We start from the raw sequence: 20,797 nt of genomic DNA, 5'->3' as shown, positions 1-20,797 counted from the left end.
AGTTTTTTCACAAAACTAACTAATTCTTTGTAGAATTTAACGATAATTTTGTTAAATATGTAATAGAGTGCGAGTTAACGCACTCTGTTTTGTTATTTTCCTAATAAAAGTAATTCATTGATTACAATTTCGGTTGAATAACGTTTATCACCGTTTTTATCTTCCCAGCTGTTATAGGTTAATTTTCCTTCAATCATGATTTCTTTTCCCTTGTTTACAAAGCTCTCGATGATTTCGGCGGTTTTACCCCAGGCCGTAAGGTTGTGCCATTGGGTGTCGGTTATTTTTTCCTTTTTATCATTGTAGTAGGATTCGTTTGTGGCCAGGGTAAGTTTGGCTAACTTTCTTCCGCCCTCGAGGGTTTTGATTTCAGGTTCCTGACCTACATGTCCGATTAATTGTACTTTGTTTTTTAATGCATTCATGGCTTGTAAAATTTAAATGTTACTGTTATTGATTTACTATTGTCTTCATTCGACAATGCAAAGATGTGTTGATTGATTCTTTTTATTCGGTAGTGAAGCATTTAATTTCGTTTGTAACCGTTTGTTGTCGTTTGAAAGTGGATTTTTTTAACTATATTTGAAGGAAATCACTTATGCCGGTTTTATGAAAAAAGCAATTTCAGTGCTATTACTTTTTTGGTCATTGCAATCGATGGTGGGACAAAACACAATCCGATTGGAGGCGGGACAGACCAGTCCGGCTGCAACGCTTCAGGATGTGAAATGGATAAGCGGGAATTGGGTGGCCGATTCTGCTTTTGGTTACAGTGAAGAAAATTGGGGTGTTCCCAGCGGCAATACCATGATGTTCTGTTTTAAAATGATGCGGGACAACGCCGTTTTTTTCTATGAATTGGGGCATATTGAACAAAAAAGCAATACCCTGGTTTTGAAAATAAGACATTTCAATGTTGAATTGCAACCTATCAACCAATCGATCCAGGAAGAGTTTAAGTTGGTGAAAATCGAAAAAAACAAAGTGTGGTTTGAAGGGATTACCTATGAAAAATCCAAAAACGGAATGAATGTTTATGTTTTTGAAGAAGACGCCAAAAAAGAACTGACATTCGAATTCAAAAAAGCTAAAAAATGATTTTCAGGCTAATACAAGAAATGAGATTATTTTCATTTTTTATCATAGTGGGATTAATTTTGAATTCATGTAAAGAACCAGTTCAAGAGTCATCGATTGATAAAAAAGTTGAAAAAGTAATTGTGTTTGATAAAAAATATGTTCATGATTTTGATTCTAAAGATGCAGATTGCATGAAAGAATATAAAAGAGCAATCAGAGATATTGAAAATAATAAATTAGTTTTTGCAGAATTCGGTATATTTCAGAAATATGAAGATGAATTCATTGAATTACTTAAAAAGGATGGTATTGAATATGATTTTTTAGGTGAAAATTGTACTGGACTTTCAAATTGTTACGGCTATTGTATGGACAGTGTAATATGTAAGAGATTCGGAGAAAATTATATTCAGAAATTATTAAAAAAGGCACATGAAATCTCAGATTCGAGATGGAAATCAAAAGTTTATAACTATTTTGAAGTTGATGAAAATGCAATATATCCGAATACTAATGATGCAGTCCAGGTTGAAGATATTTTACTTAAAGAATTTATCCTGCCTAAAGATTGGAAGTATGGAAAGATGAAAAATAATGAAAGAGAATATGTTAGTATTAAAATTGTAGTTGATCAAAACGGTAAAGCGCAAACAATCAGTAATGAATTGTTTACGCATAACATTAAACCGGAAAACAGAAGGTATATGAAATACTTAAAAGACGAACTTAAAAGAGTTATTGAAGAAATGAAATTGTGGAAACCTGCAATAATAAACGGTCATAAAGTAAAATCTGAAGAATATATAGATATCACTTTTAATTAATTATGAATCTTGAACTTTTAAAATTTCCAATCGGAAGTTTCCATTTTCCCGAAGACTTCTGCAGTAGTCATCTGGAGCGCTGGAAAAGAACCATTGCCGAATTTCCTGACCTATTAAAAAAAGCAGTTGGGGATTTATCTCCGGATGAATTGAACTGGCATTACCGTCCTGAAGGATGGTCTGTCAAGCAGGTTGTACATCATTTAGCCGATAGCCACATGAATGCGCTGATCAGGATCAAATTGGCACTGACCGAAGAATCGCCGGTGATCCGGCCTTATGAAGAAGGTCTTTGGGCTGAACTCTATGACGGTCTCAATAATGACATTTCGGCTTCACTGAAAATTATAGAAGGCGTTCATGCACGTTGGACACAAGTTTTGGAAAACCTATCTGAGAGTGACTGGAACAGGATGTATTTTCATCCACAGCACCAAAGATTGTTTACAATCAAGGAAGGATTGGGAATTTACCAATGGCACTGTGAACACCATTTGGCACACATCAGACAGGCTTTGCAATATAAAGGAGAATTCAGCCTATGAGAAGTTGCCTGGAATGCGGGGAAAAAATCCTTGGACGTGAAGACAAAAAGTTTTGTAGCGACGGCTGTCGGAATAGCTACAATAACAAAATGAATAAAGACAGTAACAACCTGATGCGGAACATTAATAATAAGTTGCGCAAAAACTACCGTATCCTCACCGAGCTTAACCCGGAAGGCAAAGCAAAAGCAACCAAAAGTAAATTGCTGGCCAAAGGTTTCGATTTCGAATATTTCACCTCAATCTATACTACCAAAACCGGTAACACATATTATTTTCTATATGATCAGGGCTACATGGCCATTGAAAACGAAAGTTATGTGTTAGTTAAAAAAGACAGTTAATTATGCAAAAGTCCAACACCACAGCATTTTCTTCATTCTTATGTATCGTAGTTGTTTTATTTCTGGTCTTCTATTCCATGACACCCCAGTACGATGCTTCTAAAGAGTACACGACTACAGAATTTTCCACTAAAAGAGCGTTGGAAAAAGTAAAAGCCATGACAAAGCAACCCCATTATGTGGGTTCAGCCAATCATGAAACAGTTGCAAAATATCTTTTTAATGAGTTACAATCCCTTGGATTAAAACCTGAAGTTCAGGAAGGTTTCACACTTTCTGACGGCGGAACATTGGTCAAATCCAAAAATGTCCTGGCCAAAATTAAAGGTTCATCCGGCTCAAAAGCACTTTTATTATTATCACACTATGATAGTGCACCGCACTCGAAGTCATTGGGTGCCAGTGATGATGCCAGCGGGGTTGCCGTTATTTTAGAATGCGTAAGAGCGTACCAGGCGAATAAACAGCAACCTAAAAATGATATTATTTTATTGTTTACTGATGCAGAAGAACTGGGATTGAATGGTGCGGCACTTTTCGTAACACAGCACAAATGGGCAAAGGAAGTTGGCCTTGCCATAAATTTTGAAGCACGCGGTTCGGCAGGGCCGGGTTACATGCTGATGGAAACGAATGAAGGGAATGCTAAAATGATTGATGCTTTCCAAAAAGGAAATTCCAGCTACACAGTTTCTAACTCTTTAATGTACAGCATTTATAAAATGCTTCCTAATGACACCGATCTGACGGTTTTCAGACAACAGGGAAACATACAGGGATTTAATTTTGCCTTTATCGATAATCATTTCAATTACCATACGCAGCAGGATAATTACGAAAATTTAAACCGGAATTCATTGATGCATCAGGGCGCCAATTTGTTTCCGTTGCTGAAATATTTTGCCAATGCTGATCTGACTGATTTTAATTCACAGGAGGATAAAGTATATTTCAATATTCCGTATGCTTTTGTGACGTATCCGTTTGATTGGGTTTTTCCTATGCTGATTTTGGCATCGGTACTTTTTCTTGCATTTCTGTTCGTGGGAATCGGAAAGCAAATCTTGTTACCCGGGAAAATATTTCAGGGATTTTTGCCTTTTCTGGGTGCGTTGATTGTCTCAGGATTGATTGCTTTTTTCGGATGGAAATTACTTTTGAAATGGTATCCGCAATACACAGAAATCCAACAGGGTTTTACGTATAACGGTCATGATTATATTTATGCGTTTGTATCGCTGACTTTAGCTGTTTGCTTCCTGTTCTATCATAGCAAAGAGCAAAAGCCATTGGAATATAATCAGTTGGTTGCGCCTTTGTTTTTCTGGCTGATCATCAATGCGGCGATTGCATTTAAATTGCAGGGTGCCGGATTTTATATTTTACCGGTTCTGGCAAGTACGCTGTTGTTAGGGTATCATGTGGTTACGCAAAAATCAAATCCTCTTCTGAATTTGGTTCTGGCAATTCCTACTTTGGTAATTCTAGCTCCTTTTGTGGAAATGTTCCCAATTGGTTTAGGATTGAAAATTCTGGTGGTAAGTGCCGTCTTAACCGTTTTGATATTCGGATTGTTACTGCCGGTTTTTGGTTCTTTTACCCGGAAAAAACTGTGGGCCTTATTGTTTTTCGGATTGTCTATGGCCTTTTTTGTTAAAGCACACCAGTCGTCAGGATATGAAAAAGGAAAAGCGAAACCAAACAGCTTGGTGTATATTTTTAATGTAGACCAACAAAAAGCACATTGGGCAACTTTTGATGTAAACCTGGATGAATGGACAAAAGGATATTTAGGCGATAAAGCAGTTTCGGCAGAAATACTGAACAAAAATAAAATGTACAGCAAGTATAAAACGAAACTGACATTGATGGCGGATGCACCGGTTAAAAGTCTGAAATTGCCAACTATTGATTTTGTCAAAGATTCGGTAATCGGAAACAAAAGATATTTAAAAATTGTGATAACACCTAACCGTAAAGTTAACCGTTATGACATCTTTTTAAATAAGGGTAAAGTCAATAATTTAATCGCTAACGGTGTAAGGCCAATCGAAATGAAAAGTAAAATTGGCGGTTCGGCAAAAAATAAACTGGTAACGTATTATGTGGTGGATAATATTCCTTTAACGATGGAGTTTGAAATTTCCACTGCTCAAAAACTGGATATGGAATTGAAGGAAAGTTCGTTTGATTTATTGGAAAATCCATTGTTCAGTATTGCCAAAAGAAGGGATTGGATGATGCCGACACCTTTTATTTTAAACGATGCCATAGTTATTGAACAAAAAATAAAGCCAACTCCAAAAATAACAGCCCGTAAAAAATTAACTGTAAATACTGATGATGCAAATTAGTATTTTAGGTTGTGGCTGGCTGGGTTTACCCTTGGCTGAAAAATTGATTGCAGTAGGATTTCCGGTAAAAGGTTCAACAACATCCACTGACAAAATAATTGTTTTGGAAGGTTTGAAAATAAATCCGTTTCTACTGTGTTTAAATGAAAAGAATATTGAAGGTGATGTAAATGGATTTCTGGAAGGATCTCAGGTTTTAATAATTGACATTCCGCCAAAAGTAAAGACGGACGGTTCAAATAGTTTTGTGGAAAAAATGCAAAATCTCATCCGCTTTATCGAAGCTTCGGAAATCAGTCAACTACTTTTTATCAGTTCAACATCGGTGTATGGTGATAATGACGGATTGGTTTCAGAAGAAACGGTTCCAAATCCTGAAACCGAAAGCGGAAAACAGTTAATGGAAATCGAAAATATGTTGAAAGCTAACACTAACTTTAAAACGACAATTCTCAGATTTGGTGGATTGATTGGTGAAGACAGACATCCTGTAAAACATCTGGCGGGAAGAAATAATCTGGAAAATCCACAAATGCCCGTTAACTTAATTCATAAAGAAGATTGTATCGGAATCATAACTAAGATCCTTGAAAAAGAAAGTTGGGGTGAAATTTTTAACGGAGTAGCACCTTTTCACCCATCAAGAGCTGCTTATTATACCCAAAAAGCCAGTAAACTGAATTTGCCGTTGCCACAATTTTCCAAAGACAATTCATCAACCGGAAAAGTGATTGCATCCTGCAAAGTTGAAAAAAAATTAGACTATTCATTTAAATTGGAACTTTACTAATGTTATCTAAAATAAAAAATACCATCACACAGAAATCACAATCCATTGGTTTACCTGTGCTGGCTCTGATATGGGTAAGTTTTTTCTGGGGCACCACATGGCTGGCCAGTAAAGAAGGTGTGAAGCACATGCCGGCTTTGCAACTTGCTGCCATACGCCAGTTTATAGGCGGTGGATTTTATGTGTTGTACTTCGTTTGGAAAAAAGAACCCTGGCCCAAAAAGAAACAATGGAAAACCATTTTCATACTGAGTATATTAAATTTTGTTTTGAGTAATGGTTTGAGTACATGGGGTGTGAAATTTATATCCAGCGGATTAGGAGCCATTATCGGGGCTATTTTTCCTTTATGGATTGTAATCATTAGTTTTTTTCAGGGAGAAAAATTATCAAAGCTCTCTATTATAGGTTTACTGGTTAGTTTTGGAGGGGTTTGTATCGTTTTTTCCGATTATTTAGCCGATTTATTACGTCCCGATTTCCAATTCGGGATTATCTTGTCAGTTATTGCTACCATGACTTGGGCAACCGGAAGTTTGTATACTAAGAAGAAGGCGGCCAGTTTCAATCCGTATTTCAGTCTGGGATTGCAGATGATTATTTCGTGCATCATGCTTTTTGCGTATACGGGAGCCACCGGAAGATCGGTCAGATTGGAAGAAATTCCGTCTGAAGCCTGGCTGTCAATTGCTTATTTAGTGGTTTTCGGATCAATAACAACATTTATTGCATTCATTTATGCTTTGCAGAAACTTCCAACGGAACTAAGCAGTATCTACGCTTATATAAACCCGATTATTGCCGTTGTATTGGGAAGTTTAATTTTTAATGAACCTCTGACCATTGCTATTGTGACCGGAGTTTGTTTTGTGATCGCAGGAATTTATCTGATTAATTATTCATTACGGAAAGGAAATAAAAAAGGCGCTGTTTAGGCGCCTTTTAATTTTTAAGTATTCTGATTACCAGATTTTAACTCTGTTCTCCGGTTTTACATATATTTTGTCACCTTCCTTGATACCGAATGTTTCATAGAAAGCGTCTACGTTTTGCAACGGCACGTAAGCACGGTACATGTCAGGCGTATGAGGATCTGTTTTTACCTGGTTTTTGATTGCTTCATCCCTCATTTTTGAACGCCAGATTGTTCCCCATGAAATAAAGAAACGCTGTTCCGGAGTAAATCCGTCAAGATCAGCCGGTCTTCCGTTTTTCTTCAGGAACATTTGTAATCCGTCATAAGCAGCATTGATACCACCTAAATCTCCGATGTTTTCACCCAAAGTAAATTTACCATCCACAAAAATACCCGGCAGTGGTTCCAAAGCTGAATATTGGGCAGCCAATGCACCGCCTAAACCTGTAAATTGTTTCAGATCATCTTCAGTCCACCAGTTCATTAAATTTCCATCAGCATTGTAACGTGCTCCTGAATCGTCAAATCCGTGAGATATTTCGTGTCCGATAACAGCACCGATTCCACCGTAATTTACAGCTTCATCCGCTTTGTAATCATAGAAAGGAGGTTGTAAAATTGCTGCAGGGAATACAATTTCATTATAAGCAGGGTTATAATACGCATTTACCGTTTGTGGTGACATTCCCCATTCTGTTTTATCAACCGGTTTATGCAAGTCGGCCACATTTTCGGCAAAGCCCCAACGCGCTACATTTTTCATGTTGTCGTAGTAATTTCCGCCTTCTTCTTTTCCAACAATAACCAATGCAGAATAGTCCTCCCATTTATCAGGATATCCAATTTTTACAGTTGATTTTCTTAGTTTGTCTATAGCACCTTTACGGGTTGCAGGCGTCATCCAAGGCAAATTGTTGATGCGGTTTTCAAAAGCCAAAAAGATATTTGCAATCATTGCTTTTGCTTTGTCTTTTGCTTCTGCAGGGAATTTTTTCTCCACATATAATTTACCCAACGCTTCACCAACGGTTCCGTTTACCACTTGTAGTGCTCTTTCTTCACGTGGACGTTGTTTTAATGCTCCCTTTAAGGTTTTACTGTAAAATTCCCAGTTGGCTGTTTCAATATCGCTTGTTAAAACCCCAGTTGATTTATTGATTAGGGTCCAACGCAAATAAGCTTTCCAATCGTCTACTTTGTTTGCTTTGAAAACATCTTCCAGAGCAGTCATGTATTTTGGTTGTGAAACGACTAATGTGTCAACTTTTCCGATACCTACCTCCTGTAAATAAGAATTCCAGTTTACCGAAGGAGTCAGTTTTTGTAAATCGGCAAGACTCATAGGGTTGTACGTTTTTCGTCGGTCACGTCTTTCCACACGGTCTAATCGCGGACGCGCCATTTCAATTTCCAAAGCCAAAACTTTTTCTGCACTTTTTTGGGCATCAGCAGGTTTTTCGCCTAAGAATTGCAACATTCTGCTCACATGCGCTACATATTTTTCACGTTTTTCTTTGGAATCTTTATCGTCGGAAACATAATAATCCCTGTCCGGTAAACCAAGACTTCCCAAACCAATATAAACTACGTTACGGTTAGAGTTTTTAGCATCAGGGCCAACACCCGCACTGTAAAAACCGGTACCACCTTCCGGAGTCATTTCAGTGATTAATTTATTGACATCCTGAACCGATTTGATGGCGTCAATTTTTGCTAAATACGGTTTTAAGGGTTTGATCCCTTTTTTATTACGGCTAATAGTGTCCATGTATGTTTTGTATACATTGACCGCTTTTGCCTGATCTGATTTAGGATCCAGTTTTTTTGAAGTATATTCTTTTAGGATTGCTAAAGCATCTTTATCAGTATTTTGGCGTAATTCGTCAAAACTTCCCCAACGGGTTTTGTCAGCAGGTATCTCAGTTTTGTCATACCAGGTTCCGTTTACGAAACGGAAAAAATCGTCTCCCGGTTTTACGGAACGGTCCATTAAGTTAAGGTCAATTCCCGGATTTTTTACTTCCAGTTTTTTGGTGTCCGACTTGCTGTCCTGTGCATAACCCTGAGAGATTCCAAGGCATAGCAAAGCCATAAAGCCAGCTTTTGAATGGTTTTTCATGCTAGTTTTTAATTATTCGTTTAACAGTAGTTTGGTTGTCTGAAGTTATTTTAATGAAATATACCCCATTAGAAACCGTACTCAAGTCCAATGAGTATTCAAAATTGGAATTTGTTACACTTTTTTTATTGAAAATTGTTTTTCCGGTAACATCGTAAACTTCGATTTTGTCAATGTTTTTATTAACGGTTGATATATTGAATACGCCGTGTGAAGGGTTAGGATAGATAGACACATTTTGTAATTCAAAGTCATCATTGGCCAAAGTTCCTTCAATCACAAAATCATCGACAACAACACCTAAAAAGTTTGCAGATTCATCAGAATGGAAAACTATTCTGAATATTACATTCGGTTGTCCGATTAAGGTGTTTAAAGGATAAAAATAGGTTTTAAGAGTGTTGTCGGTACCAGTCCATTGTCCGCCTGGACAGTTGTTACAATCAGATCCGGTTGTAGCCGGTGTTCTGTTACTGTTATACCAGTTTGCGGCTTGGGTTCCCAATAAACTCCAGTTTTGGCCAAAATCGGTTGAATACTGAACATAAACAACATCCCAGTTGTTCTCTAAATTATACGCTAATTTGAATTTGATCAACGGATTTACGGCTCCTGTAAGATTATAGCATTGTGAAATCAGGTAGGCTTTAACATTATCAGGATAATTTCCTGTAAAATTAGTGGTATACACATTATTCGTTCCCGTTGCCAAAGCTCCATTAGTATTTATACCTCTTTGCCACTGGCTTGAAGCACTGCCTTCGGTATAGGTTAATAGATCATCCGGTGCCGATTCAAAAGTATTCACAACACCGATTGTACCTCCGTTGTCAATATAAAAAGTGGTTTTACCCTGGTTGTTATCTGAATAAGCATCACTTGTAATAGTCGAATTTACATTAAAAGTATAAATACCTTTGGTTGCTACTGTAAAACTCGGAATTGTGATCGATTGTGTTGCAGATGCTGCTATGGTTCCGTTCCATACATAATTTTGTGGAACACCGTTGTATTCATAAGTAATTGTTACTGAAGAAATTGGATTTGTACCGTTGTTCTTAACACTGATTTGAGGTGTTACAGATCCGTCGCAGGAAATACTTGATGACGGAGCATCTACCGAAACCAGTTTCAAATCATTAGCAGGAACTTCAGCCGGAATAGGCGATTGCCAGATTCCTCTTCCGTATGTTGCTGCTGTAATAGTGTTATCCTCGATGTTGATTTCCAGATCGGTAACCGGAACGTTCGGTAAGTTGGTATCAAAAGGCTCCCATTGTGTCATCGAATCATCTCTGTAATAAACACCGAGTGTAGTTCCCAAATACAACGGATTCAGAGTGTTTCTTCCTTGGTGTCTGATAACGTTTTTACCTATAGACGGCAATCCGGTCGAAAAAGAGGCAAACACAGTTCCACCATCTGTTGATTTTAATGCTTGTCCGCCGGTTCCTGATGTTGTTAAATAGATTGTATTACTATTGGAGTAATTTACACAAATTGAAGTAATGGTTGTGGGAGCAGTATAGCTAAGAACAAAATTTACACCTCTGTCAACACTTTTATACAATTGTGTTCCATTGGAAACATACATGATGTTGTCATTACTCGGGTCAATACTGATTAGTTCCACATTTCCTGATCCAATTACATTCGTTGATTGTTGTACCCAGGCAGCTCCGTTAAGTCTGTACAATCTGTTATATCCGGAGAAAATTTCGCCTGCAGAATTAGTGGCCAGTGGTGTTACCCAGTTGCCACCGTCATCATTGGTTCCGGTTTCGGCTGCAGGTGCACTAACACTTGATGTTCTGGAATCACCGGCAGTTGTACTGATATACATCGTTCCTCCATATTGGATGAAACCATAAAATTTGTTACTGTTGTTAGGATCAATCCCGGTATCCATACCATCGGCACCGTAATAATTTTTCCATGCATTGCCACTATAAGCATGTCCGCCGTTATCTTGCAAACCTCCCACCATTTTAGCTGAAGTTTGTTTAGAAACGGCTACTTTATAAAACTGGCTGATTTGTAGTCCGGCAGTTAAACTTGAAAAGGATGTTGCGTTATTGGAAGAAACATAAATACCTCCGTCTGTTCCTGCGAAAAGCCTGTTTCCGTAAAAGCCTAAGTAATGTATATCGGCATGGGTGTAATTGGCACTTGTCGGAGCATTCCAGTTGTTGACTTTTGTCGCAGATGTTCCTCCATTGGTTGATTTCCAGATGTTCAGACAGCCGGTATATAATTCATCAGCATTGGTTGGTGATACTGCAAATGCGAGGTCATACCATGATTGGGTTGATTCGAGAACATTTGTATTGTTGGCAGTTCTGGTCCAGGTTGCACCGCTGTCAACCGATCTGTAAATACCCTGATATCCGTTGGCTGTAGTTGAACTTAAAATGTAAATGTAATTTGCATTGGCTGCAGTAACATCCATTACTAAACGCCCTGAATTTGCCGGAAGTCCGGCAGCAGCAGCATTGATTGTAAATGTGGTTCCGGTATCTGTACTTTTGTAAAAATTATCACCATCAACCGCATAAACGGTTGTTGGGTCACCGGGTTTTAATCGTAATGATCCCTGTGCAAAATTCCCGGCTCTTACATTTGTCCAGGAAGTACCCCCGTTACTGGTTTTGAATATGCCGGAATTTGTAATACACCAAAGAATTTGATTGTTAGTAGGATGAATAAATAAATCACCTGCCAGTGATGTACCCGATAAAGATCCTGTATTATTCCATGTTGTCCCGCCATCTGTTGATTTAAACACACCTGCAAAATTAGTATCACTCGAATCTTTGTCTCCTGTAGCGATATAAATGGTATTTGGATTCGAATAGTCTACCGCAATTCCGGAAACACCTATTTGTGGCAAGTTATCTGTTAATACAGTCCATGTGGAACCGTTATTGGTTGATTTCCATAGACCTCCGGCCGGAGCACCAATATAAATGGTATTAGGATTGGATGGATCTACGCAAATAAAATTTACCCTTCCCTGTCCTGATGACCATGAGCCGGTGTTGGTATGCGTGAAAGGTCCTGTAGGCGTCCAATTGCTCACCGGTAAAGCACGGCGGGCTGCTTTCGAACGTCCTTTTTGTTCCCAGGCATTCCAAAGTTCTCCGGTTGTCATTAAGGTACCGTCTTCTTTTACCAGGTTTTGCCAGTAATTTTCCCAGCGTTTGAATGGTTTGTGGCCACAGCCTTTAAGATTGTGGTCTTTGTCTTTCCAGTAGTCATTGAATGCATCAACAACTTCTTTGAATGACGATTCTTTTTTTGAAGTACTTAAATTTTGTATCCAGGGTGCTTTATCGTTATATTGGGAAAACCCTGATAAAGAGCTTAGAAGCAATGCGGTTAGTTGGTAGATTTTTTTCATTGGTTGTTTAGTTTGTTCAAAAATAGAAATCATTTGTGCCATAAAGAAAATTTTAACAATGTTTTTTTTGTTTTCAGAAAACTAAGCCATTGATTTTTAATATTTTTGCATCAAATTTCATTTAAAATGACTTCCCGATTAAAAAAATACAAAACGTTCATCATTACATTAAGCTTAATTTCAGTTGTTTGTATAGCATTGTTTTATTTTGTTTTGAAACCTAAAAAAGTATTGCCGGTTTACACGCCGTCGATGGTTAATCCTGAATTAGTGGATACAACGATACAGCATATTGCAAATGAACATTTTATTTCTGATTTTTCTTTTACGAACCAAAACGGAAAAAAGATTACCCAAAACGATTATGAAGGGAAGATTTATGTAGCCGATTTCTTTTTTACAACCTGTCCTACAATTTGCCCGATAATGGCCGATAATATGGTTTGGTTACAGGAGCAGATTAAGAACAATCCAAAAGTAATGCTGCTTTCCCATTCGGTAACACCTGATATTGACAGTGTTCCGGTTTTGAAAGCTTATGCCGAAAGAAAAGGTGTGATTGATGCCAAATGGAATTTGGTTACCGGCGATAAAAAAGATATCTATTATATTGCCCGAAAATCTTATTTGGCAGTTAAAACAGGGAAGCCTGAAGAAATGTACGATATGGTGCATACCGAAAATTTTGTTTTGGTTGATCAGAAAAGACGTGTCCGTGGTTTTTATGACGGAACAAAACGTGAAGAAGTTGAAAAACTATTAGAAGATATCAAATTTCTGTCACAAGACTAATAATTACAGTTGTTTGATTTTTATAATATTTAGAATGATTTTAATTAGTATTTTTGCAATCTTAATTCAATCTAAATAAGTGGAAATTAACTTAGCACAATTGCAAATAGGTCAAAAAGGAATTATACAGGATTTTGATATCGATTTAGTTCCTTTAAAGTTGTTGGAAATGGGTTGTTTACCCGGAAATGAAGTGCAAATACTGCAAATTGCTCCTTTTGGTGATCCCTTATATTTAAATGTAAACGATTCACATTTAGCCATACGGTTAGAAACTGCCCAGGCAATTCTTGTTCAAATTCCTAATGAAATAAAATAATGAAAGTCGGGAATATTAACATTGCATTGATTGGGAATCCCAATGTAGGGAAAACATCTGTTTTTAATCAACTGACCGGATTAAACCAGCAGGTTGGAAATTATCCGGGGATTACGGTTGAAAAGAAAGTCGGGGTTTGCAAACTGGCTTCGAACCTTAAAGCCACTATTCTTGATTTACCGGGAACATACAGTTTAAATGCAAGTTCGCTTGACGAAAATGTGGTGATCGAATTATTGCTGAACCGTAATGATAAAGATTATCCGGATGTTGTCATAGTGGTTACTGAAGTTGAAAATCTTAAAAGGAATTTACTGCTTTTTACCCAAATTAAAGATCTTGAAATCCCTACAATCTTAGTCATCAATATGGCTGACAGGATGTCTTATAAAGGGATTACTCTGGATATTCCGTATCTGGAAAAAATGCTGCGGACTAAAATTGCCTTAGTCAGCTCCAGAAAAAAGGAAGGGATTGATGAACTGAAAAACCTGATCATCAATTATAAAAATATTCCAACTGAACCTTGTTTGAATGCGTCAGAAATTGATCCGGTATATTTCGGAAATCTGCGCAAAGCATTTCCAAATCAATTGTTGTATAAATTATGGCTGGTAATCACACAGGATGTCAATTTTGTCAATCTGAACCGGAAGGAATTACCGAATCCTTCTTTCACAAAATCAAAGGAAGATTTAAAAAGATTACAGCACAAGGAAACCATTAAACGGTATCAGTTTATCAATGAAGTCCTGAAAGTAGGGCAAACCGTTGATGCCAGTTCAGCTAAGGATTTACGGAGTAAATTAGACCGTATCCTGATGCATAAAGTGTATGGGTATTTAATTTTCTTCGGAATTTTGCTGCTTATCTTCCAGTCTATTTTTGACTGGTCCAGCGTTCCGATGGATTTTATTGACGGAAGTTTTGCTACGCTGAGTTCCTATGCCAAAGCAAATTTAGCTCCGGGTATTTTGACTGATCTGATTGCTGAAGGGATTATCCCGGGATTGGGAGGTATCGTTATTTTTATTCCCCAGATTGCTTTTTTATTCCTTTTTATTTCGGTATTGGAAGAAAGCGGTTACATGAGCCGTGTGGTATTTTTGATGGATAAAATAATGCGACGTTTCGGACTAAGCGGAAAAAGTGTTGTTCCGTTGATATCGGGAACTGCCTGTGCCATTCCGGCAATTATGGCGGCCCGCAATATTGAAAACTGGAAAGAAAGACTGATTACGATTCTGGTAACACCTTTTACGACCTGCTCGGCCAGATTACCGGTATATGCGATTTTGATTTCATTAATTATTCCCGATAAGCGTTTATTCGGTATATTCAATATGCAGGGATTAACACTGATGACATTGTATATGCTTGGTTTTGCAATGGCTATAGTTTCGGCTTATATTTTAAATAAAGTTTTACGCATTAAATCCAACAGTTATTTTGTGGTGGAAATGCCGGGTTACAAAGTGCCCATGTTTAAAAACGTAGCGATTAATGTGGTGGAGAAAACCAAATCGTTTGTGTTTGGTGCCGGAAAGATTATTCTGGCATTGTCCGTGATTTTATGGTTTTTGGGATCGCACGGCCCGAATGATACTTTTCACAACGCCGATAAAATCATTGAAGCACAATTACAGAATAAAACCATTTCAGGCGAAAAAGAAGATTTGGTTGCTTCTTATAAACTGGAAAATTCATACATCGGGATTGTAGGAAAAAGTATTGAGCCTGTTATTAAACCTCTCGGATACGATTGGAAAATCGGTATTGCGGTAGTGAGTTCGTTTGCAGCGCGTGAGGTCTTTGTGGGAACATTAGCTACAATTTACAGTGTGGGAAGCCATTCGGAGGAAGAAACTACCATTAAAAACAGGATGGCTGCAGAAGTGCATCCGGTTACCGGAGGTAAAATCTTCAACTTCGCGACAGGAGTTTCATTATTATTGTTCTATGCTTTTGCCATGCAGTGTATTTCTACTTTGGCCATCACTAAGAAAGAAACGAACACATGGAAATGGCCAATGGTCCAATTGGTTTTTATGAGCGGATTCGCATATGTTGTGTGTTTATTTGCTTACCAGATTTTAAAATAAATGAAGAAAAAATACGTATTCCTGTCTCTTGCTTTCTTTCTTGCGCTGAATAGTTCATTCGGACAGAGCAGGATTGATAAATCAAAAAGAGAATTAACAGAAGATTCTGCCGTAAGAAATACTACGAACTATAGTAATTCAGATGACGATGATGATGACAACGGTATTCTGGAAACTTTTTTTGTAGATGTCTTTTTTATGGCGTTACAGGCAACTTTTTTCGGAACAGAATATGAAGATCATCTGTCAAATAAATTAACACCCTATCCTTATTACGATGATTTTTCTTCAGGGAATTTTCAGGAAATGGAAAAAAGGGATTCGGTTACGGTTGAAGGGAGAAAACCCAGAGGGCAATTTCGGGTGGATATTGAAGAAAATCTGTTGTTCAACAGCAAGCAATTGTATGGAAATTATTTTGAAGTTAAGATTAGGCCAACAAGGCATTTTTACCTTCAGGCCGATTTGCATCAAATACAGGAACGCACCAATTTTAATTCTTCAAACAGTAGTTTGTCATTGTATTACTTTAACTTTGGGTATGACAGAATCAGAACAAAAAGATTCAACTTAGGATGGACACTTGGTGCTTCTTATGTGGCAAACAATGTAAGGAAAGGCGGATTGAGTTTTGGTGTTGATACCGATGTTTTTCTGGGGAAACAGATTTCACTCGCTGCCAGTACAAAATGGAGTGCCATCAACAGCCAGCCTGTTAATGCACTGGAAGTTCAAGGGAGATACCACCTGAACCGTTTCATGGTTTCTTTAGGCTATGATTATGTTAAAATAGGAACGCCAACTTATAAGTTTTTAAAAGTTGGCGGTGGAATTTATTTTTAAGTATGATACAGGAAATAATTGCTTTTAGTTTATTGTTTGTTGCGGTCGGATTCCTGATTAAAAAATTCTTTTTCAAAAAAAAGAAAGACAAAAATTGCGATACCGACTGTGGTTGTCACTAATAAATCAGTTTAATCACGTAATCTGACGGATTGATCTGTGTATCCTGTTTCGGGTAGGGACTGATGCCAATTTGTTTTAACGGGGTTTTGCTTTCAGGTAAATATTTACTGAACCAATCAACTACTGTTTTTTCTTTATTGGGCGTAATGGTCAATTGTGTTTGTTCTAATAGTTTTCCGTTTTCGTAAGCGGCCACTTCAAAAGTAATTTCTCCCAGCCAAATACATTGTACGCCTTCCGGACAACGGGAATCGTTGATGACTTTTACCAAAACAATTTCTTTTCCTTTCTTGGAATCTAATTCCTGATTGATGATATTGTCATTTTGTGCTGTTGCACATCCGATAAGAAATAAGGCAAAACCCAATAATACGATATATTTTTTCATAAAGTGTTTTTTAGTTGGTCATCAAAAATGATTCCACAAGTTACACTTTTTTGACAAATAGATTCGCGGCAATTTTGTTCGAAATCATTATTTCTTTCTGATTCACTTTAATTTTAAGGGATAAATCAAATGTTTCTTTTGAAACGACTTCGATTTTTGAACCTAAAGCGATTTCCTGTTTGTCCAGGTATTGAAGGAATTCAGATGAAGTGTCTTTAACGCCCACACAAACCCCGGTTTGCTTTTCCTGCAGTTCCGACAGCAATTGTTTTTCAACTTTGACAATCATACCGTCTGCATTGGGAATCGGGTCGCCATGTGGATCTTCGGTTGGAAAATTTAAAAATTCATCCAGTTTATTGATCAGTTTTTCGGATTTGATATGTTCCAATTGCTCGGCAATATCGTGAACTTCATCCCAGGGAAAATCCAATTTGTCAACTAAAAAAACTTCCCATAAGCGGTGTTTTCGCACTATCATTTTAGCCGAATGCAATCCCTGTTCGGTCAATGAAACGCCTTGGTATTTTTTATAATGAACCAGGTTTTTTTCAGAAAGTTTTTTTAGCATATCGGTTACAGATGATGCTTTGGTTTCCATTTTTTCGGCTATGGCATTAGTGCTGATTTCCGAATCCAGGAGTGTGGTCAGATGGTAAATAGTTTTAAGATAGTTTTCTTCTGAAAAAGTCATGGTTAATTTTTTACGATAAATAACGGAATCGAGATTTGATGGCGCAATTTATCAACTGTTGTGCCAAAAAGCAAATCACTTATTCCGGTATGACCGTGGGTTCCCATCACTAAAATATCGTAAGTGCCTTCGTTGATGATCTTTGGAATCGATTTGTCCGGTTTTCCGAAGCCTAAAATACTCACAACTTTGAATCCTTTGTCGTTCAGCATTTGCTCGTATTCTTTTAAAAGCTTTTCGTCGATAGTCGTCTCGCAATCTTCAATATCGTCACCGTAAATCATGGCGCCCACTGTTTCCACTACGTGGATCAGGGTGTATTTTGCCTCTGTTCCGCCTAATTCAAAGGCATGGTTAATCGCCGCTTCATCTGCATTCGAAAAATCGACCAGAATCGCAATGTCTTTTTTGGAATGTGCTTCTGAAGTGGTAAATTTTAATTTCAGGTTATGAGGTGAATGATTTTGAATATCTGCTTTCGATTTGGATATAAAAGGCTTGAAAACAATATATAGTAAAAGAATTAAAAAGCTTATTGCCAATGGAACAACCGTGAACCAAAGAATTACCGGATTTTCTGATGATTCCAGTAAATTAACTATTTCCGAATAAACTAATTTGGCATTCAGTGAAACAATGGTGGTAGCAATTATCCAGGCTGCAATTTGTGTGGGTCTGGAAATATGGAATCCTTTCATTTTGGTTTTATCACTTACAAAATGAATCAACGGAATAATGGCAAAACCTAACTGTAAACTCAAAATTACCTGACTTAAAATCAATAGTTTTCCGGTAACGCTTTCACCGAAAATCGAAATCACAATAACCGCCGGAACAATAGCAATCAAACGGGTTAAGATGCGTCGTACCCATGGCTGGATGCGTAAATTCAGGTAGCCTTCCATAATGATTTGTCCGGCCAGTGTTCCGGTTATGGTCGAACTTTGCCCGGCCGCAATCAAGGCTACTGCAAATAAGATTGGTGCCCATTTGGTGCCTAATAAAGGCGCTAAGAGTTGGTGGGCATCCTGTATTTCGGCTACTTCAAAATAGCCGTTTTTGTGAAAGGTGGCTGCCGCCAGGATTAAAATAGCCGCATTTACAAAAAAAGCGAGGTTTAAGGCAATGGTCGAATCAATGAAGTTGTATTTTAAAGCTTGTTTGACACCTTCTTTACTGCGGTCAAACTTCCGTGTTTGTACCAAAGAGGAATGGAGGTATAAATTGTGAGGCATAACAGTCGCTCCAATAATACCGATAGCAATATATAAAGCAGTATCATTCGGTAATGAAGGAACTAATCCTGAAATTATCTTACTTACTTCAGGTTGCGCAAATATCATTTCAAATACAAATGAAAATCCGATGATGGCTACTAATGCAATAATGAAGGCTTCCATCTTGCGTATTCCTTTATTAATGAGGAAGAGTAATAAGAATGTGTCTAATACAGTAATGAATACACCATTGATAAGCGAAATGTCAAAGAGTAAATTCAATCCGATGGCCATACCCAAAACTTCAGCTAAATCACAGGCAGCAATGGCAATTTCTGCTAAGAAATAAAGAACATAGTTTACAAATTTAGAATAGGTTTCCCTGGAAGCCTGTGCTAAATCACGTTGGGTCACAATTCCCAGTCTTGCGCTCAAACTCTGTAAAAGCAATGCCATGATGTTACTCATCAACAGTACCCAGATCAAAGCATAACCAAACTGACTTCCGCCGGCTAAATCGGTTGCCCAGTTTCCGGGATCCATATAACCCACACTAATAAGATAAGCAGGACCGAAAAAGGCAAGGATTTTTCTGAATATCGATGTTTTATTTTGAGTCGAAACCGATTCGTGGACTTCTTCTAATGATTTACTCATTTCTATTATAATTGGTTAAGGCAAATTTAATTAAAATATTTGCTATCTAAAATTTAATTTTTAGCTTTGTCTAAAATTTAATTTCTACAAATGAAAACAGTAATTTTGGTAAAAGAAACACTTTGTATTCTTTTACTTACAGTATTTGTATCTTGTGAAGATACCTATACCGAAATACCTGCTGATAATGAAGTTCTGGATGGTACGATTGAGGGTTTAACCCATGAAGAATCAGCTCGTTTTTTAAAAGGTGATGTTGCTTTTAATGAAGTTTTTACCAGAGAAACAGGCCTTGGGTCAATATTTGTTGCTACCAGTTGTATCAGCTGTCACGCAGGGGATGGGAAAGGTCATCCTTCAACAACGTTAACGCGTTTCGGGCAAATTGACGAAACAGGTAATCATTTTCTTGAACAGGGTGGACCGCAATTGCAAAACAGGGCTTTACCGGGTTTTATGCCGGAACAAATTCCTTTTGGTGCTACATTTTCTAAATTCACGCCTCCGGCAAATACCGGTTTAGGTTTTTTACAATATGTAACCGATGCTGCTATTTTAGCCATGGCTGATCCTAACGATCAGGACAGTGACGGGATTTCAGGTGTGCCAAACTGGATCGACAAACCTTCATTTTCAACAGCACCACAGGATGCTATTGAGCAAAACGGAAAATACATAGGACGTTTTGGTAAAAAAGCAGCTGCGTACGATTTATTACACCAAACAACCAATGCATACAATCAGGACATGGGAATTACCTCTATGTATAACCCGTATGATGTGTATTCGCATGAGGAAATTGATCCTGAAGTACCAACAAGTACGGTAAACGATTTGGTTTTCTATTTAAAAGTATTGAAAGCGCCAATCCAGAGAACACCAAATGATCCGGCTGTGGTTCAGGGTAAAAACCTGTTCAGCCAGATCCAGTGTGCTTCGTGTCATAAACCTTCGTTAACAACCGGTTATTCTCCAATTGCAGCGTTGTCAAATAAAACGTTTGCTCCTTATACCGATTTGTTGTTGCATGATATGGGAAGTGGTCTGAATGATGGTTATACGGAAGGTTCTGCTAAAACATCCGAATGGCGTACACCGCCTTTATGGGGAATCGGACTGGCAAAATCATCTCAGGGAGGAAGCTATTTTTTACTGCATGACGGACGCGCCCGAAGCATTGAAGAAGCAATCCAGATGCACGGCGGTGAAGCGGCCAACAGTAAAAACGGGTTCAATAACCTTTCACAGACTGAAAAGAAAGCATTAATCAAATTCATCGAATCTTTGTAA

Annotated in this window: 19 protein-coding genes; 13 read left to right on the top strand and 6 right to left on the bottom strand. The window is 37.7% G+C overall.

What is annotated here, in order from left to right:
- Window positions 1-92 precede the first annotated feature (92 nt).
- Window positions 93-425, bottom strand: coding sequence for a single-stranded DNA-binding protein (locus NAT51_RS00485; RefSeq protein ID WP_250593984.1), 333 nt, complete (start codon window positions 423-425; stop codon window positions 93-95).
- Window positions 426-609: 184 nt separating this feature from the next.
- On the opposite strand from NAT51_RS00485, the gene NAT51_RS00480 reads away from it, so the two are divergent.
- The 7 genes from NAT51_RS00480 to NAT51_RS00450 are packed head-to-tail and all read left to right on the top strand — an operon-like array spanning window position 610 to window position 6,872.
- Entirely contained in the window at window positions 610-1,098 is a 489-nt protein-coding gene (locus NAT51_RS00480) for a DUF6265 family protein (protein ID WP_250593982.1), read from the top strand.
- Window positions 1,095-1,904, top strand: coding sequence for a hypothetical protein (locus tag NAT51_RS00475; protein WP_250593980.1), 810 nt, complete (start codon window positions 1,095-1,097; stop codon window positions 1,902-1,904). The genes NAT51_RS00480 and NAT51_RS00475 overlap by 4 nt, the downstream gene beginning before the upstream one ends.
- A 2-nt stretch (window positions 1,905-1,906) precedes the next feature.
- On the top strand, window positions 1,907-2,449 hold the full coding sequence (locus NAT51_RS00470) for a YfiT family bacillithiol transferase (RefSeq protein WP_250593978.1): 543 nt from the start codon (window positions 1,907-1,909) through the stop codon (window positions 2,447-2,449).
- On the top strand, window positions 2,446-2,793 hold the full coding sequence (locus tag NAT51_RS00465; RefSeq protein WP_250593976.1) for a hypothetical protein: 348 nt from the start codon (window positions 2,446-2,448) through the stop codon (window positions 2,791-2,793). Before NAT51_RS00470 ends, NAT51_RS00465 begins: the two co-directional genes overlap by 4 nt.
- A gap of 2 nt (window positions 2,794-2,795) precedes the next feature.
- Window positions 2,796-5,147, top strand: a complete 2,352-nt coding sequence (locus tag NAT51_RS00460) for a M20/M25/M40 family metallo-hydrolase (RefSeq protein WP_250593974.1) — start codon at window positions 2,796-2,798, stop codon at window positions 5,145-5,147.
- Window positions 5,134-5,937, top strand: a complete 804-nt coding sequence (locus NAT51_RS00455; RefSeq protein WP_250593972.1) for an SDR family oxidoreductase — start codon at window positions 5,134-5,136, stop codon at window positions 5,935-5,937. Before NAT51_RS00460 ends, NAT51_RS00455 begins: the two co-directional genes overlap by 14 nt.
- Complete coding sequence (locus NAT51_RS00450; protein WP_250593970.1) at window positions 5,937-6,872, top strand: DMT family transporter; 936 nt, start codon at window positions 5,937-5,939, stop codon at window positions 6,870-6,872. Before NAT51_RS00455 ends, NAT51_RS00450 begins: the two co-directional genes overlap by 1 nt.
- Before the next feature lie 27 nt (window positions 6,873-6,899).
- On the opposite strand, the gene NAT51_RS00445 is transcribed toward NAT51_RS00450, so the two are convergent.
- Window positions 6,900-8,945, bottom strand: coding sequence for a M13 family metallopeptidase (locus tag NAT51_RS00445; protein WP_250594483.1), 2,046 nt, complete (start codon window positions 8,943-8,945; stop codon window positions 6,900-6,902).
- A 28-nt stretch (window positions 8,946-8,973) separates the two neighbouring features.
- Complete coding sequence (locus tag NAT51_RS00440; protein WP_250593969.1) at window positions 8,974-12,372, bottom strand: T9SS type A sorting domain-containing protein; 3,399 nt, start codon at window positions 12,370-12,372, stop codon at window positions 8,974-8,976.
- Window positions 12,373-12,498: 126 nt separating this feature from the next.
- Here NAT51_RS00440 and NAT51_RS00435 point away from each other — a divergent pair, with 126 nt between their 5' ends.
- The 5 genes from NAT51_RS00435 (at window position 12,499) to NAT51_RS00415 (ending at window position 16,550) form a co-directional block, all read left to right on the top strand.
- Window positions 12,499-13,164, top strand: coding sequence for an SCO family protein (locus NAT51_RS00435; RefSeq protein ID WP_250593968.1), 666 nt, complete (start codon window positions 12,499-12,501; stop codon window positions 13,162-13,164).
- A gap of 79 nt (window positions 13,165-13,243) precedes the next feature.
- Window positions 13,244-13,483, top strand: a complete 240-nt coding sequence (locus NAT51_RS00430) for a FeoA family protein (RefSeq protein ID WP_250593966.1) — start codon at window positions 13,244-13,246, stop codon at window positions 13,481-13,483.
- The gene (feoB, locus tag NAT51_RS00425) at window positions 13,483-15,585 is read left to right on the top strand and encodes a ferrous iron transport protein B (RefSeq protein WP_250593964.1); all 2,103 of its coding nucleotides are present in this window, start codon (window positions 13,483-13,485) and stop codon (window positions 15,583-15,585) included. The genes NAT51_RS00430 and feoB overlap by 1 nt, the downstream gene beginning before the upstream one ends.
- Complete coding sequence (locus NAT51_RS00420; protein ID WP_250593962.1) at window positions 15,586-16,428, top strand: hypothetical protein; 843 nt, start codon at window positions 15,586-15,588, stop codon at window positions 16,426-16,428.
- A 2-nt stretch (window positions 16,429-16,430) separates the two neighbouring features.
- Window positions 16,431-16,550: a FeoB-associated Cys-rich membrane protein gene (locus tag NAT51_RS00415; RefSeq protein WP_250593960.1), complete on the top strand. Its 120-nt coding sequence runs from the start codon at window positions 16,431-16,433 to the stop codon at window positions 16,548-16,550.
- Here the strand turns inward: NAT51_RS00415 and NAT51_RS00410 are convergent.
- From NAT51_RS00410 to NAT51_RS00400, 3 genes are read right to left on the bottom strand one after another with little or no spacing between them, the layout of a single operon-like run.
- The gene (locus tag NAT51_RS00410; RefSeq protein WP_250593958.1) at window positions 16,547-16,939 is read right to left on the bottom strand and encodes a hypothetical protein; all 393 of its coding nucleotides are present in this window, start codon (window positions 16,937-16,939) and stop codon (window positions 16,547-16,549) included. The two genes, NAT51_RS00415 and NAT51_RS00410, sit on opposite strands and share 4 nt — an antisense overlap.
- 40 nt (window positions 16,940-16,979) lie before the next feature.
- Window positions 16,980-17,633: a metal-dependent transcriptional regulator gene (locus NAT51_RS00405; protein ID WP_250593956.1), complete on the bottom strand. Its 654-nt coding sequence runs from the start codon at window positions 17,631-17,633 to the stop codon at window positions 16,980-16,982.
- 2 nt (window positions 17,634-17,635) lie between these two features.
- Entirely contained in the window at window positions 17,636-19,507 is a 1,872-nt protein-coding gene (locus NAT51_RS00400) for an Nramp family divalent metal transporter (protein WP_250593954.1), read from the bottom strand.
- Between the two features lie 90 nt (window positions 19,508-19,597).
- Between NAT51_RS00400 and NAT51_RS00395 the strand changes: the two genes are divergently transcribed.
- The gene (locus tag NAT51_RS00395) at window positions 19,598-20,797 is read left to right on the top strand and encodes a di-heme oxidoredictase family protein (protein ID WP_250593952.1); all 1,200 of its coding nucleotides are present in this window, start codon (window positions 19,598-19,600) and stop codon (window positions 20,795-20,797) included.

Origin of the sequence: Flavobacterium amniphilum, from assembly GCF_023634845.1 — a bacterium.
Taxonomy (GTDB): Bacteria; Bacteroidota; Bacteroidia; order Flavobacteriales; family Flavobacteriaceae; genus Flavobacterium; species Flavobacterium amniphilum.
Note: the sequence above shows the minus strand (reverse complement) of the source record. Positions and strands in the feature narration are given on the sequence as shown.

Bases quoted from the DNA above. Each gene is read 5' to 3' on its own strand.
- NAT51_RS00450 (WP_250593970.1), top strand. From the start codon at position 5,937: ATGTTATCTAAAATAAAAAATACCATCACACAGAAATCACAATCCATT.
- NAT51_RS00470 (WP_250593978.1), top strand. From the start codon at position 1,907: ATGAATCTTGAACTTTTAAAATTTCCAATCGGAAGTTTCCATTTTCCC.
- NAT51_RS00475 (WP_250593980.1), top strand. From the start codon at position 1,095: ATGATTTTCAGGCTAATACAAGAAATGAGATTATTTTCATTTTTTATC.
- feoB (WP_250593964.1), top strand. From the start codon at position 13,483: ATGAAAGTCGGGAATATTAACATTGCATTGATTGGGAATCCCAATGTA.
- NAT51_RS00440 (WP_250593969.1), bottom strand. From the start codon at position 12,372: ATGAAAAAAATCTACCAACTAACCGCATTGCTTCTAAGCTCTTTATCA.
- NAT51_RS00445 (WP_250594483.1), bottom strand. From the start codon at position 8,945: ATGGCTTTGCTATGCCTTGGAATCTCTCAGGGTTATGCACAGGACAGC.
- NAT51_RS00460 (WP_250593974.1), top strand. From the start codon at position 2,796: ATGCAAAAGTCCAACACCACAGCATTTTCTTCATTCTTATGTATCGTA.
- NAT51_RS00420 (WP_250593962.1), top strand. From the start codon at position 15,586: ATGAAGAAAAAATACGTATTCCTGTCTCTTGCTTTCTTTCTTGCGCTG.
- NAT51_RS00455 (WP_250593972.1), top strand. From the start codon at position 5,134: ATGATGCAAATTAGTATTTTAGGTTGTGGCTGGCTGGGTTTACCCTTG.
- NAT51_RS00435 (WP_250593968.1), top strand. From the start codon at position 12,499: ATGACTTCCCGATTAAAAAAATACAAAACGTTCATCATTACATTAAGC.
- NAT51_RS00395 (WP_250593952.1), top strand. From the start codon at position 19,598: ATGAAAACAGTAATTTTGGTAAAAGAAACACTTTGTATTCTTTTACTT.
- NAT51_RS00465 (WP_250593976.1), top strand. From the start codon at position 2,446: ATGAGAAGTTGCCTGGAATGCGGGGAAAAAATCCTTGGACGTGAAGAC.
- NAT51_RS00480 (WP_250593982.1), top strand. From the start codon at position 610: ATGAAAAAAGCAATTTCAGTGCTATTACTTTTTTGGTCATTGCAATCG.
- NAT51_RS00415 (WP_250593960.1), top strand. From the start codon at position 16,431: ATGATACAGGAAATAATTGCTTTTAGTTTATTGTTTGTTGCGGTCGGA.
- NAT51_RS00400 (WP_250593954.1), bottom strand. From the start codon at position 19,507: ATGAGTAAATCATTAGAAGAAGTCCACGAATCGGTTTCGACTCAAAAT.
- NAT51_RS00405 (WP_250593956.1), bottom strand. From the start codon at position 17,633: ATGACTTTTTCAGAAGAAAACTATCTTAAAACTATTTACCATCTGACC.
- NAT51_RS00485 (WP_250593984.1), bottom strand. From the start codon at position 425: ATGAATGCATTAAAAAACAAAGTACAATTAATCGGACATGTAGGTCAG.
- NAT51_RS00410 (WP_250593958.1), bottom strand. From the start codon at position 16,939: ATGAAAAAATATATCGTATTATTGGGTTTTGCCTTATTTCTTATCGGA.